We start from the raw sequence: 12424 nt of genomic DNA on the forward strand, positions 1-12424 counted from the left end.
CATTCCAGGTGATCAATCAGCAGCAGCAGCTGAGATCGTGGCTACATCACGCGCATGTTTCTTTCACCTGCCGGACCTGCCCGCTAACATAGCACTGCCGCAGCCCGGACCCGGCGGTCGCCAAATCAGGAGAGCTACGCATGGCTGAACAGCAAAACCTCACCCTGCAAGTTGCCGTCAATTCATTGGTCGCCCTGCTTTGCTGGGCGACGATGCTGCCTGCCCAGGCCCAGACCGAGACTGAAACCCTGCGCGGTTCGGCGATTGCCGTTGACGGGCGTATTGTCAGCATGGATGGCAAAGAACTGATACTGGCCGACATCATCGTACCTGAACCGGGCGCCAAATGCCTGCTGCGCGGCAAACTGCGTGATTGCGGCAAGTTTGCCCGGCTGGGCCTGACAGAGCTGGTTGTTGCGGCCACCATCGAATGCCGGAAAACAAAACAACCGACCTACAACTGCAGGACCGAAGACGGCTACGATCTCGCTCTGGGCCAGATCCATGCCGGCTGGGCCGTGCCGACAAAATCGGCTCCGGCCCATTACTTCACCAAGATGAACGAGGCCAAAACCAAAAAGCGCATGCTGTGGTCGGCACTACATGCCGACGGGAAACCCGGTTACGCGTCCGCCCTGCTGGACAGAAACTAACCGGGGCATCCGACTTTCGATAACAGCCATTTACGCATCGGCCTTGTAGGGCACCACCAGCGTTGGAATATCAGCCCGCCGCAACACCCGCTTCGCCACTGTTCCAAGGAACGTATGCGAGAAACCGTGGTCATGTGCCCCCAGGATAATGAGGTCACATTTCAACTCCTTGGCCCGGCGCAGGATCACTTCGGCAGGATACCCGTCGACGATCTCGATGGACTCGACCTGGTCTCGAATACCCTGGTCTTCTTTCGGCAGCGCAGCCCAGAAGTTCTTCTGCCGCTCTGCCAGAACCGCCTTGACGTGGTCATGTCTTGTGCTCATCGCTTTTTTGCGGGACTCGTCGTCCTGCATGAACATCTGCATGGTGATGCGCGCATCGTCGCTGAGCGGCTCAGCCACATGCAGAACATGCAGCTTGGCACCGGTCGCCTGAGCCATGCTGGCGGCATGGGTCAGCGCATAGGTCGAGTTTTTCGACAGATCCGTCGTGAACAGGATATGGGTTACTGTTGGTTTCATAGTCAGAGACCTTTTCTGGGTGACCCGATCAATAGCCGAAGAAGCGTGGCAGCCACAGCGAGATTTCCGGGAAGAACGCAATCACGAAAATCGCAACCGTGTTGATGAGCGCAAATGGCAGGGCCTTCAGGGATATCTCCTCGATGGAAATCTTGGAAATACCCGATGCGATGAACAGGTTTTCCCCCAATGGCGGCGTCTGGAAGCCGATGCCAAGCGTACAGACCATCACCACGCCGAAGTGGATCGGGTCTATGCCCATGCTGTAGGCCACGGGAAGCATGACCGGCACCAGGATAAGGATCGTGGCCAGGGTTTCCATGAACATGCCGACGAACAGCAGGAAGAAAATGACCAGCGTCCAGATCACATAGATATTGTCTGTGAACGACAGCATGCCTGAAGCAATCACCGCAGGGATTTCATTCTCCACCAGAAGCCTGCCGAACACTGTTGCGGTAAACATGATCAACAGCACGCGGCCAGTAAGCCAGGTGGTCGTCTCAAGTGCGGTAAACAGCTTTTCCCAGGACATCTCCCTGTAAATGAAGGTGCCGACAATCAGCGTGTAGAAAATGGCTACGATTGCCGCCTCAGTCGGTGTGAAGAACCCGGAATAGATACCCCCCAGGATCACCACTGGCGCCATCAGGGCCCAGAAGCCGCGATACAGTTCGCACCAGATGTGACGCGCCGACCAACCCTCGGTAGTTCCCTTGTAGTTGTTCTTCTTCGCCAGGATGTAGTTCATGATGAGCAGGCTTCCGGCGATCACGAACGCTGGTACGAAACCGGCGATGAACAGTTTGGGGATAGACACGGTCTGGAAGGTGCCGTGTGCTTCAACCGCGGCCGGTGGCGGTGGCATGCCCAGCGCGGCAATACCGAATATGATCAACGGAATGGACGGCGGAATCACGATACCGAGGCCGCCCGCAGACGCGGTGATGGCGGATGAGTATCCCTTGCTGTAGCCGCGATCGATCATCGCCGGGATCATCAACATGCCCACGGCAGCGGTTGTAGCCGGCCCGGAGCCGGAGATAGCGCCGAAAAACAGGCACGCGACGACGGCTGCCGCCGACATGCCTCCGGTGAACGGACCGGCAAAGCTTTCAGCTACATTGATCAGTCGCCGGGACAATCCGGCAGATTCCATTAACGCCCCGGCCAGAATGAAGGCGGGTAACGCCATCAGCGGGAAGGAGCCGACCGAGGTAAACGCGATCTGCACGAACTTGATCGGGTTGTCCTCGAGCACGATGAACGAAATCAGCGTCGAGACACCCAGCGCAACAGTAATCGGCGCACCGATGAACAGCAGCAGCAGGAACGACCCGAACAGGATGAAAATGATTTGAGCTTCCATTGTACTTGCCCCTCTTAATGATCAGCTTTTGTGGCTTCGGTTTCGGCCTTGATGGCATCAAGGTCGATCGCATCGGGGTCTCGCATGTCCTCCTTGAGAACTATCTTTTTATAGTTCACCTGCAGGATGCGTATCGTCATCAGGGTGAAGGCTATCGGAAGCACGATGTAGACCCAGCTCAGATGGAAACCCAAAGTCTGAGAGGACTGGAATTTGTTCATCTTGTTGAAAATGAAATCGATCGCGAGGTAGACAAAAATAACATTAAACGCCAGCCAGAACAGATCGGCGAAGGCTTCAATATATTTGATGGCTGCTGGCCGCAGGAACTTGAACTGAAATGTCACCCGGTTGTGGGCGCCCATTTTGGCCGCATAACTGGCCCCGAAGAAAACGAACCAGACGAACATGTAGACCGAAAGCTCTTCAATCCACGAGAACGAGAACGAAAACAGTGTCCGCACCACGACTTGCAGAAACAGCAGGCAAACAAAAATCGCCAGCAAGGTTCGGCAAATGTAACTCTCGATATTATCCGCTATTTTCCAGAATTTGCTCATCTGACCCTCTTCCCCTTTGCTAGGGGGCGCCGGTTGGCGCCCCCTGTTGTTGTCACGTGGAGATTATTCAGACACAGGGTCGCGGCCAATCTCGGCAAGCACGGCATTCAGTTTTTCAATACCGCCAATGCTCTTGTAGAATTTTGGCCACACTGCCTTGGTCGCCAGATCGATGAATTCGGCCTCATCGTTTTCCGGGTCGGAAATTTCCATGCCCTTGTCGAGCAGGATCTGCTTGATCTCGGCTTCCTTGTCGCGCAGGAACTTTGCCGACGCTGCGGTGGCGGCCTGACCGGCCTTCAGGATGATTTCCTGATCGCCCGCATTCAGGCCCTGGAACACCTGCTCGGAAATGATGAGAGGCTCAATGGAGAAAATATACCGGATGTTGGTGACATATTTCTGCACTTCATAGAACTTCATCGCATTGATGGTGGTGTAAGGATTGTCCTGACCGTCAACCACCTTGGTCTGCAGGCCCGCAAAGGTTTCCGACCAGGCCATCGGCGTCGGGCTGATGCCCCAGGACTTGTAGGTGTCGATCATGATCTCGTTCTTGGGAACGCGGATCACCAGGCCTTTCAGGTCAGCTACGGATTTCACCGGCTTTTTCGAGTTGGTCAGCACCCGGAAACCCGTGTAGGTCCAGGCAATGATCCTGACACCGGCGTCATTGATTGTGTTCTGGGTCAGTTCCTGACCGATCGGGCCCTGGGTCAGCTTTTCCGCATCTTCCAGGCTCAAAATGACATATGGCAGTGTAAACACGCCAACTGTCGGTGAGAACGGCGTGATGTTGTTGATCGCCAACAGGGACATGTCGAGCGTGCCGATCGCGGCTTCGTTCACCGTGTCCTGTTCCGAACCGAGCTGGCCGTTCAGAAACAGTTTTGCGGTGTGTTTGCCGCCGGAGAGCTCTTCAAGCGCCTTGACGAAGCCCAGCCCGGTTGCTTCCTGGCTGCTGCCGCCGCTGTCGCCAACAGCGATCTTGAATTTCTTGGCTGACGCACCAGATATACCTGCAAGAGATATCGCTGCGGTGAGTGCCAGCGCGTAGGAAAGTTTGCTTAAAAGTTTCATGTAATATTCCTCTTCATTAAAGGGACGATCAAAAGCTGCATGGCAAAAAGAGACCTAATCAGTGCTCTGAGCCTATTTTGAACAGGTCGAATTAGCAAATGCGTGCCAATTTGCCCTATTCCCCCACAGCCGGGGTAATGCAAAATCCGGCACCCTGGATATCAGGGCAGCGGTAAGTAAAACTGCGGCTTGAACGACAGCCTAGCAGCCGGAAAATGTTTCAGATATAAGAAGGTTTGTTGAAAAGCTTGCATGTTAGTGCAACATTGTTTCATGGCAAAAACAGCTCTTCTTCGCCGCCTCAGTGATGTCGACTTCAGATTGCTTCGGGTCTTCCGTGCGGTTGTCGCCTGCGGTGGTGTTTCGGCCGCCGAGCTCGAATTGAACATCAGCAGATCAACCATCAGCCGGCACCTGACCGACCTGGAATTCCGGCTGGGCAGCAGGCTTTGCCACCGCGGGCCAGCCGGGTTTTCGCTGACCGAGGAAGGCGAACGCATCCATGCCGCGGCCCTGCAGCTGTTCTCCGCTATCCATGAATTTCAAGCCGAAGTGGATGAAACCAACAAAGACCTGGCCGGCCAGTTGTCCGTCGCGTTTTTCGACAAAAACGCCACAAATCCGAGTGTGAAACTGCCCGAGGCCATCCGCGCTTTTGAACGCATCGCACCGAAAGTCAGGATCGAGGTCTATGTCGAACCGGTCAATATCGTGGAAACAGGCGTTTTGAACGGCCGCCATCAGGTCGGCATTGTCCCCATGCACAAGACGTCCGACAACCTTGAGTATTACGACTTATATAGCGAGGCCATGTATCTGTACTGTGGCAAGCATCATCCCCTGTTCGCCCTGCCCGACCAGGACGTAGCGCGTGAAGACGTGCAAAAACAAAAGTATGCCGGCTTTCCGTTTCACTCTCCAAACATGATGGCAAGTCACGACTGGAAGCTCAAGCGCCGCGCCATCGTCAACAATGAAGAAGCCCTGGCGACGCTTATCCTGTCGGGTTGCTATATTGGATTTCTGCCCGATCATGTGGCCAAGCGGTTTACCGATGCAGGCGACATGCGGGCACTGCGCCCCGAAGTCTACAATTACCCCAGCGACCATTCTGCAATCGTGCGCAAGACGCCCAAAATGCCAAAACGGGTGGAGAAGTTTCTAGATTGCCTGCGAGCCGCGCATCAACGCTAAAGCCGTCGGGCGCGTAAAGCCGGCAATGCCGTCAGTATCCGAGCGCGCCTGGTCGTTCCCGGTCAGCGCAGTTGCGCGGGACTGTCTGTCATCGAATTCTGTCCCCGGTCGGTATTCGGCTCGACCGTGATGCCAAGCAGGTCACTGAGCTGGTCGGCACCGCCTACATAATTCCCGTCTATCCAGATCTGCGGCACGGTTATCGGGGTTTTTGGTCCGACAATCGGCTTGACCCGGCCCAGCATCTCATACAGGTCGCGCGGCTGCCTGACCACGTCATGATAAGTATATTCAATTCCCGCCTGCTTGAGGTATTGCTTGGCGCGCTGGCAATGCGGGCAGGTTTCCTTGCCATAAAGGTGATTGCCCTCAACACCGGCAGTCTTTACGTACTCGCCGATGATGGCTTCCGTCAGAACGCCCCGGTTCAGTGCGTGGCCCTGGCTGACAACCTTGCCGCCGACAATCGTGATCGGCGCATGCCATCCGCCTTTCGTCAGCGGCCGCCACCACTCGCTCAGCCACTCGCGGATTTCAAGTTCGACCGGAATTCCTTTCAACTCGGTGCTGAGCGTGTCATTGATCACGTCAACCGTAAGCGAGCATTCGCCACACGGTATACTCACCTTGAACGGTCCCCAGCTGCCGGCCCAGCGGTAGAGGATCAAATGTACCGGCTGCTTCGACATATCAGTTCTCCGCTCAATTCGTTGCGTGTCGTCATCATGCGAAACTCTTACAACCTGCCGTGAACACAGGCCATCAACTCATCTCAAGCTATTGTCATTTCGATATCAGCAGCCGGTTCTTCTAGAATTTGGCAAGTCAGCTGACTTTGTGAAAACCTGCAAGCCGAAAGGCACCTGAGAATGTGTGAACTGTTTGCCATGTCGTCGCGCAAGCCGTCAGCGCTGAATTACTCGCTGAACGAATTCTCGCGCCGCGGCGGGCTTACCCATAAAAACAAGTCGGGATGGGGTATCGCCTACTTCTACGACCGTGACGTGTTCCTGGTCAAAGAACCCCTGCCCGCCAGCGACAGTCCGCTGGCAAGCTACATTGCCGCCGACAGCCGGGTGAGCAATTGCGTCATTGCGCATGTCAGACTGGCAACCGTTGGCGAGCCTTCACTGAAGAACACCCACCCGTTCCGGTTTGCCCTTGCCGGCCAGATGCATGTGTTTGCCCACAACGGCACACTCAAGGGACTGAAGGACGATTATGCCGAACAGGTCCTTCACTATGACCCGATCGGCGATACAGATTCGGAGTTGGCATTTTGTCTGCTGCTGGACCGCATGCGTCCATTGTGGATGGAGCATCGTGATACCGTCCCGCAGCTGCGCGACAGGCTGGCAGTGTTTGCAGATTTTGCCGCCAGCATGCGCCCGCGCGGTTCGGCCAATTTCCTGTATGGCGACGGCGACGTGCTGTTCGTACACGCCCACAAGCGCATCTACGAAGAAAACGGCGGCTTCAGCGAACCGCGTGCGCCGGGCCTGAGCATCAAGAACTGCGTTGTGTGTGAACCGGGCCCCGATTACTCCTGCGACGGCTTGCGCGTGGAGATGACTGATCATCATACGACACTGGTGGCCAGCGTACCTCTGGATGATACGGGCTGGAGCCCGTTGCCTGAAGGCGTTACACTTGCCATCCGTAATGGCGAGGAGGTCGCCCGCATCACGTCCTAGCACAGGGTTTGGTGCAGCAAACACCCTGCCACAGCCGACCAGCAACAATACCGGCGTCAACACACCTACGCATGCGCCAAGACGTATGTGCAATCTCAGGACAGGCACGTGGACCAGAAACACACAGAAGCCGTTGCGCGAAAAATCTATCAGGCAAACGCTCGTCGCGATCGCTTCAAGCCCCTGCGCGGTGACGATGAGCCGGGTTCGCTTGGCGAAGCTTATGATATCCAGGACGCGCTTTACCGCATCATGCAGACAGAAGGTAACAGCGGCCCGCTTGCGGGTCACAAAATTGCAGCCACCTCGCCTGATATCCAGAAATTGTGTGGCGTGGACCAGCCTGTCTACGGCAGCATATTTGCAGGTACAATTCATCGCACGCCGCATGTCGCAAACCGGGCAGACTTCATCCGTCTTGGAGTTGAATTCGAGATTGCATTGGAATTCGGCGAAGACGTGCCCATGAGTGCTGCGCCTTTCGATGCGGCGGCCATTTCAAGATTCGTAAAATCGGCGATGCCGGCCTTTGAGCTGATTGAGGATCGCAACGCGGATTACAGCGACCTTGACGCCAAGTCGATCCTGACCGACAGGTGCTGGTGCGGCGGCGTGGTATTGGGCGAACCGATTTACAACTGGCAGCGCATTGATCTTGGCAATCTTGCGGGCGACGTGACATTGAACGGCGAGCCGCTCGAAAGCGGCAACACCGGCAATGCCCTCGGTCATCCGCTCAACGGTCTTGCCTGGATTGCGAACCATCTGGCCGGTCGCGGAGGCCTGTTGCAGGCCGGAGAAATAGTCATGACCGGCAGCGCACTGAAAACCCGGTTTCCGGATCGGGGCGACAGCTATACTTACACCGTCGACAATTTGGGCGCGGTGGCACTGCAGATCAAATGACGAAACATGGTCTGATGGCCAGCACAGCGAGGCAGAATGCTGCCGCCTATTTCCGGCATCTGCCACGACGCCACTCATAGCCGCGCGGGCACTGGCAAATATTCTTCGAAGCGCGCCACCTGGATGGTGCGGACCAATGACTGATTCTGTTTCGCTGTATACGAACGATAGAATATGCCTCAATTCTCCCCCTGAGGAGCGACGGTAGCGGGTCAAAAGAGCCGGATTCATTCTCAATTTTTCGACTCGCCACAATTCGCACGGAATAGCCGCATTTGCGCCTGTTCCCTGTCAAACTCTCGACCGCAACAACTGCCAACATTAACTATCTGTTAACCAGATCCCAGACTACCGGCGGCGAAAATTGGGGTGTTGATAACCGGCGGGAAAAGGGGAATCAAAAGTGAGGAAGTTGGTAGGTGCCCTTGTTGCGGCATGTCTAGTTGTACCTGGTGTTGGAGCCGTTCACGATTTAGGTTTACTTCCATTTGTCAGTGATGCCCAAGCAGATGCGCGCGGATCGTCACTACCAACCGGCCATCCTCCCCTTAACAGTGCCCCATCCGCCAACAGTGCCCCATCTGCGGTCAACATATCGCCGGTCTCGGCGCAGTTGCAGAACTACCTTGCGGAACTGAAGCAAATCGCCCCCAATCATCCTCCGGTTACCGGCAGCGCATCGCCTGCCACGACCGAACTGCAAAACTACCTGTCTGAGCTGAACATGAAGTCGCCGCATGGCAAGATTCAGGTGGCCCAGGCCGATACGTCTGGCAAATCGGATCAGACCGACGACCTGCTGATCGAGGCTGACAAGGCGCTTGGCAAAAAGGGCAGCAAAGCAAAGCAGGACAGTGTCAAACAGAACAACAAGTCCGAGCCGGATCGCGAAGTTGCCGAGCCTGAGGAAAAACCGTCGGACTACAAGAAAACCGCCAGCAAGGACGGCAAGGACAAGAAGACCCTTACAGCCGCGGAAGAACACCTGCAGTTGTTCGTCGAGAACAAGTATCCTGCAGCCGCGACCTGTGGAATTTGCCATCCCAAGCACTACAAGGAATGGTCGGTCTCCCAGCATGCCTACGCGCAGATCAGCCCGATCTATCTGTCTCTCAACAACAAGATCAATGAACTGAGCAATGGCTCAAATGGCGACTTCTGCCTGCGCTGCCACAGCCCCGTTGGCGCCAATCTCGGTGAAAGCACATTTGAATCCAACCTTGACCGTCACCCCACCTCGCGTGAAGGCATTACCTGCGTCGTGTGCCACCGCATCGACAGGGCCTACAACAAGGTCAGTGGCCGCCTGGCACTGGTCGAGGGCGGGTTGACCGCACCGGTGTTTGGGCCCGAGGGTAACGCTGGTGTCAAGGACGTGCTCGACAAGCCCGAAAAGTTCCGCGTCGTCACCGAAGAAAAAGAACCGGGGCGCAAAATCCATAATAAAGCCAAGGTGTTTGCACCGATCAAGACATCCACCTTCTGCGGCAGCTGCCATGATGTGACCCTGTTCAACGGGTTCCGGCTGGAAGAAGCCTTCAGCGAATACCGCCTGTCACCCGCCGCGGCGCGCGGCGTCACCTGCCAGGATTGTCATATGGGCAAGATCGAGGGCAAGCCCTCGGGTTACGCCGAAGGACCTGCCGCTGTCATCGGCGATGTTCCGACCAAGTCACGCAAGCTGACGCGTCACCTGTTCTCCGGCCCGGACTATCCGATCGTTCATCCCGGTATCTTCCCGCATAACCAGAAAGCGGCCGAATTCAAGACCCTGCGCGAATGGCTGCAGTTCAAGCACAAGGAAGGCTGGGGCACCGACAAGTTCGAAGACGCGGTTCCCGCCGGATACAAGTTCCCTAAAACATGGCAGTCAGTCGATGACCGCTACGATGCGCGCGAGATTCTCAAGGAACAGTTTGAGCTGCTTGAGTTTGCCAAGCGGGCACGTCTTGAGGTCCTGCGCAACGGATACAAGCTCGACGACGTGGTTGTGGAGCGCGCTGACGTGGGCGGCCTCGCCTTCCGGGTCAAGGTTCGCAATGGCACCGACGGCCACAACGTGCCGACCGGCTTCACCGGCGAGCGCCTGGTATGGCTCCAGGTCACCGTCACCGACCGTGACGGCAAGGTTGTCTTCCTGTCCGGCGACAGGGACGCCAATGGCGACCTGAGAGATGGGCACTCGTCTTACGTCCATGCAGGCAAGGCCAAGCTCGACAGCCAGCTGTTCAGCCTGCAGTCCATCTTCGTCACCCAGAACGGACGCGGCGGCGAAATCGAACACGTCATCCCGATACCGTTCCCGACATTTGCCCTGCCCCGCGTGTTGCCGTCTACGACATCACTCGTGTTCAGCGGCGAACCGGCAACGGAACGCAACCACAAGAAGGGCATTGAGCCAAACGGCCATCGCTGGGCTTCTTACAGCGTGGACGGCAGCAAGCTGACCGGCAACGCACCGTACAAGGCAACCGTCAAGCTGATGGCGCAGGCCGTGCCGATCAACCTCATCACCAGCATCCAGAGTGTTGGCTTCGACTTCCACATGACACCGCGCGAGGTCGGCGATGAGCTGATAGCCGGTGCCCAGATGCTCTGGAAGAAAGAAGTGACCTTGGGTGCAGAAGGGGTTGCGAATACGGGATCCGGACCCATCCTGCTGGCTCCGGCTGCCTCCTTCGGAGCCGTGGTTCCCCGTGGTAATGCGGCACCGCGAAACGTGGCGCCCGCCAAACCGGCCCGCCGCCAGCGGTTAACAGACCCGGTCAAGTAGCAACTTAATTGAGTGTCAATCAGCGGAGGCCTCCCGTGCCTGCCAAACCAGAAAAAGACTGAGAGGGAGCTGGCAACATCAATGAAGGATGTAAACCATTTCAAGGGATTTTCGCGCAGCACACTGGCTATGCTGACCGTCTTGACCCCAGGAATTCTATACTCAATTTCGGCGACGGCGGCCGAATTGAGCAGGAAAAACTACCAGCACAACGTGCAGGTGGAAAACAAGGGCGATCCACTGATAGAGCCGGCGGCCGGCGAACCGGCGGAACGTACAGGCGAGCACTGGTACAGTGCCTTCTGGCCGCTGGGTGACCGGAGCGAGGTCGCCAGCCTGAGAGACGATTACGTCGAGTTCAGGACGGAGAAAACCGAAGGCAAAGGCCAGTTGCCGTCCCGGCCACCGCTTTTGTATGAGCTTGGCAATGGCTTTCTCGACACCGGCAACCTGCATCCCGGGTTCGAAATTCCCTACATAGGTGCCGTCTGGCAACCGCGACTGTGGGCGTACATGATCAACCGGACCGCTTTTCAGTCATTTGATAATGGCGGACCCAACGGACGCGAAACCGAGATCGCCAATCGGCTTGACCTGTTCGCGAACCTTCAGCTCACCGGAACCGAAAAGATCCTGCTCGGACTGCGCACCACCGACAATAATCGCCCGACGGAGTTCACGCGTTTCACGTTCGACGGCGACAACCGGGGGTTCAACGAAGAGTTTGAACTGAATGTGGAAACCTTGTTTTTCGAAGGTGATCTGGGCAGCCTGTTTCCGGTCCTGGACCAGAAAGGACAACTTCCGATCGACCTGGGTTTCACCGTCGGGCGTCAACCGGTCATATTTCAGGAAGGCATCCTGATAAACGACACGATTGATGCTGTCGGGTTCGTCCGCAACAATATCCCGTTCCCCGGCACATCCAACCTTCGCATCTCGGCAATGTATGGCTGGAACCGCCTTGACCGCAACGACCCCGACCGCGACGCCGACGAACACATGTTCGGCTTGTTCATTGCCGCTGATACGCATCTCAGCACGCTCAACTACGACATGATTTACGTCAACGATTCCGATGGCGGCGATGGCCTTTATTTCGGGGTGTCGGCAATCCAGCGCCTGCCCTGGCTCTGGGGCATCAGCACGGCGTTTCGGGCCAACACGTCAATTGCGCTTGATGAAGAGATTGAGGGCAATGTCGTCGGCACGGGCACGCTTCTTACCTCCGAATTGTCCAAAACCGTTACCGGCTCCGACGATATCGTCTATTTCAATTCCTTCCTCGGACTTGGCAACTTCACCCAGGCAGGCCGGGAAGCCATCGTCGGTGGACCATTGGCCAATACCGGCATCCTGTTTGCGTCTCCGAACCTGGGCAACTATCTCGCTGAAATCGACCCGTTCACATCTGACAGCGTTATTGGCGGAGCTATCGGCTACCAGGCATTCTGGGATGACAAGCGCCGAAACCTGATCCTCGAAATTGCCGGACGCCACGACCTCAGCGGTAACGGTTCTGACAGCCTCGGCTTTGGAGCTCAATTGCAGCAGGCGGTGGGCCAGCACATTCAGCTGACGTTCGAGACTTTTTACACGATCAACGAGGAAGGCGACGATGGTTTCGGTGGTCGGGCAGAGTTTCAGTTCGTTTACTGACGTCGCGCAAG

The 12424-nt window shown here is 56.5% G+C and carries 11 protein-coding genes; 6 read left to right on the forward strand and 5 right to left on the reverse strand.

Annotated features, from left to right (window positions below):
* Nucleotides 1-140 precede the first annotated feature (140 nt).
* Nucleotides 141-653 carry a hypothetical protein gene (locus tag DHN55_RS12200; RefSeq protein ID WP_108881531.1) on the forward strand — a complete coding sequence of 171 codons (513 nt, stop codon included), beginning with the start codon at nucleotides 141-143 and terminating at the stop codon, nucleotides 651-653.
* Between the two features lie 30 nt (nucleotides 654-683).
* On the opposite strand, the gene DHN55_RS12205 is transcribed toward DHN55_RS12200, so the two are convergent.
* The 4 genes from DHN55_RS12205 to DHN55_RS12220 all read right to left on the reverse strand — a co-directional run bounded on the left by DHN55_RS12205 (nucleotide 684) and on the right by DHN55_RS12220 (nucleotide 4187).
* Nucleotides 684-1178, reverse strand: a complete 495-nt coding sequence (locus DHN55_RS12205; protein ID WP_108881532.1) for a universal stress protein — start codon at nucleotides 1176-1178, stop codon at nucleotides 684-686.
* 28 nt (nucleotides 1179-1206) lie between these two features.
* A complete protein-coding gene (locus DHN55_RS12210) occupies nucleotides 1207-2547 on the reverse strand; it encodes a TRAP transporter large permease subunit (protein ID WP_108881533.1) in 1341 nt (446 codons plus the stop codon).
* A gap of 14 nt (nucleotides 2548-2561) precedes the next feature.
* Entirely contained in the window at nucleotides 2562-3107 is a 546-nt protein-coding gene (locus DHN55_RS12215) for a TRAP transporter small permease subunit (RefSeq protein WP_108881534.1), read from the reverse strand.
* 63 nt (nucleotides 3108-3170) lie between these two features.
* Nucleotides 3171-4187: a TRAP transporter substrate-binding protein DctP gene (locus DHN55_RS12220; RefSeq protein ID WP_108881535.1), complete on the reverse strand. Its 1017-nt coding sequence runs from the start codon at nucleotides 4185-4187 to the stop codon at nucleotides 3171-3173.
* Between the two features lie 273 nt (nucleotides 4188-4460).
* On the opposite strand from DHN55_RS12220, the gene DHN55_RS12225 reads away from it, so the two are divergent.
* Complete coding sequence (locus DHN55_RS12225) at nucleotides 4461-5381, forward strand: LysR substrate-binding domain-containing protein (protein WP_108881536.1); 921 nt, start codon at nucleotides 4461-4463, stop codon at nucleotides 5379-5381.
* 62 nt (nucleotides 5382-5443) lie between these two features.
* Here DHN55_RS12225 and DHN55_RS12230 read toward each other — a convergent pair whose 3' ends face one another.
* Nucleotides 5444-6070: a glutaredoxin domain-containing protein gene (locus DHN55_RS12230; RefSeq protein ID WP_108881537.1), complete on the reverse strand. Its 627-nt coding sequence runs from the start codon at nucleotides 6068-6070 to the stop codon at nucleotides 5444-5446.
* Between the two features lie 180 nt (nucleotides 6071-6250).
* Between DHN55_RS12230 and DHN55_RS12235 the strand changes: the two genes are divergently transcribed.
* The 4 genes from DHN55_RS12235 to DHN55_RS12250 all read left to right on the forward strand — a co-directional run bounded on the left by DHN55_RS12235 (nucleotide 6251) and on the right by DHN55_RS12250 (nucleotide 12413).
* Nucleotides 6251-7075, forward strand: a complete 825-nt coding sequence (locus tag DHN55_RS12235; RefSeq protein ID WP_108881538.1) for a class II glutamine amidotransferase — start codon at nucleotides 6251-6253, stop codon at nucleotides 7073-7075.
* Between the two features lie 108 nt (nucleotides 7076-7183).
* A complete protein-coding gene (locus DHN55_RS12240; protein ID WP_108881539.1) occupies nucleotides 7184-7981 on the forward strand; it encodes a fumarylacetoacetate hydrolase family protein in 798 nt (265 codons plus the stop codon).
* Between the two features lie 613 nt (nucleotides 7982-8594).
* On the forward strand, nucleotides 8595-10754 hold the full coding sequence (locus tag DHN55_RS12245) for a multiheme c-type cytochrome (protein WP_108881540.1): 2160 nt from the start codon (nucleotides 8595-8597) through the stop codon (nucleotides 10752-10754).
* Between the two features lie 81 nt (nucleotides 10755-10835).
* Nucleotides 10836-12413 carry a hypothetical protein gene (locus DHN55_RS12250; protein WP_108881541.1) on the forward strand — a complete coding sequence of 526 codons (1578 nt, stop codon included), beginning with the start codon at nucleotides 10836-10838 and terminating at the stop codon, nucleotides 12411-12413.
* Nucleotides 12414-12424: the final 11 nt, after the last annotated feature.

Source organism: Anderseniella sp. Alg231-50 (assembly GCF_900149695.1).
In the GTDB taxonomy this organism is placed as follows: Bacteria; Pseudomonadota; Alphaproteobacteria; order Rhizobiales; family Aestuariivirgaceae; genus Anderseniella.

What these genes read in the sequence shown, in the direction of transcription:
- DHN55_RS12200 (WP_108881531.1), top strand. Translation starts at nt 141, where the DNA reads ATGGCTGAACAGCAAAACCTCACCCTGCAAGTTGCCGTCAATTCATTG.
- DHN55_RS12230 (WP_108881537.1), bottom strand. Translation starts at nt 6,070, where the DNA reads ATGTCGAAGCAGCCGGTACATTTGATCCTCTACCGCTGGGCCGGCAGC.
- DHN55_RS12215 (WP_108881534.1), bottom strand. Translation starts at nt 3,107, where the DNA reads ATGAGCAAATTCTGGAAAATAGCGGATAATATCGAGAGTTACATTTGC.
- DHN55_RS12220 (WP_108881535.1), bottom strand. Translation starts at nt 4,187, where the DNA reads ATGAAACTTTTAAGCAAACTTTCCTACGCGCTGGCACTCACCGCAGCG.
- DHN55_RS12205 (WP_108881532.1), bottom strand. Translation starts at nt 1,178, where the DNA reads ATGAAACCAACAGTAACCCATATCCTGTTCACGACGGATCTGTCGAAA.
- DHN55_RS12225 (WP_108881536.1), top strand. Translation starts at nt 4,461, where the DNA reads ATGGCAAAAACAGCTCTTCTTCGCCGCCTCAGTGATGTCGACTTCAGA.
- DHN55_RS12250 (WP_108881541.1), top strand. Translation starts at nt 10,836, where the DNA reads ATGAAGGATGTAAACCATTTCAAGGGATTTTCGCGCAGCACACTGGCT.
- DHN55_RS12210 (WP_108881533.1), bottom strand. Translation starts at nt 2,547, where the DNA reads ATGGAAGCTCAAATCATTTTCATCCTGTTCGGGTCGTTCCTGCTGCTG.
- DHN55_RS12235 (WP_108881538.1), top strand. Translation starts at nt 6,251, where the DNA reads ATGTGTGAACTGTTTGCCATGTCGTCGCGCAAGCCGTCAGCGCTGAAT.